The organism is Spiroplasma endosymbiont of Lariophagus distinguendus, assembly GCF_023846195.1.
In the GTDB taxonomy this organism is placed as follows: Bacteria; Bacillota_I; Bacilli_A; order Mycoplasmatales; family VBWQ01; genus Spiroplasma_E.
In genome coordinates this window covers 1-986 of record NZ_JALMUW010000132.1, presented here as the reverse complement: position 1 = coordinate 986, position 986 = coordinate 1, and the positions used below count along the sequence as shown (strand labels likewise).

The following is a 986-nucleotide window of genomic DNA, read 5'->3' as shown; positions in this document are numbered from 1 at the left end:
TTTTTTTAAAAAAAGATTGCTTAATTTATAAAATTTGTTAAAAAAAGAAGAACTAAATATTAGTTTTTAACTCATTAACTTTAATTCAAAGTTAATGAGTTTTTATAAAATTGAAAGAAAGAATCAAAAGGTATAAAAATATATGAATACAGAAAAAACAGTTACTTTTTTATTAAAAAGTAAAGAATTTGAAAATTATGAACAAGAATTCAAAAAATTAATCAACATAGGTAATGAATTTCAATATTTAGAAAGAAAATATATTGAAGAATTTGAAAAATATCAAAAAATAATTGAAGATTTAGAAAATAAAAAATTATCAATTGTAAAACTTTATTGTAAAGCAACATTAAAGAATAAGTTACAAAAATGTAAAACATTAGAGAGAGAAAAAATAGTGGTAGATGGCAAAATTAAAAATTTTAATGTTAGATTACAAATTACTAAAGATTTTATCAAAAAACTGTCTTTAATGACAGAACAAGAACAATTTTTAATGCAATCAAGAATTGTAAAAGAAAATGAAAATAAATTTCATTTATTGATAATTGATAAATATTTAAAAAGTAATCAATTAGGTTTAAATTCTTCAATGATGATGACAACGAAAGATTATAAGTTTACCATGAATAGCAATAGTAAAAAGATAATAGATGGCGATAGTTATAAACTATGAATCCAAGAAATAATTCAATTTTGTAAAAAAAATCAAGATAAACTAAAAAACCAAAATTTAGTATTATTATCAGATGTTATTAAAAGTTCATGGACAGATATGATTAGAAAAAGTCTTATTTTAGAAGATAAAAAATATGAAATTTGAGAAAGTATTAATTTAACAGAAGATAGTGATGAAGGTATTGGAGAATCAATAAATTCAACAGATTTACAAAATCAACCTTCAACAAGTGGATATCAACAAAAGTCACCACAAATGTAAAAATAAGATATTGCCATCGCAATATCTTTATATCTTTAAAATTAAT

1 protein-coding gene is annotated in these 986 nt (G+C 20.0%); it reads left to right on the top strand.

The window, feature by feature from the left end; genetic code table 4:
* Positions 1-142: 142 nt before the first annotated feature.
* The gene (locus tag M0D11_RS06080) at positions 143-940 is read left to right on the top strand and encodes a hypothetical protein (RefSeq protein WP_252321028.1); all 798 of its coding nucleotides are present in this window, start codon (positions 143-145) and stop codon (positions 938-940) included.
* Positions 941-986 lie beyond the last annotated feature (46 nt).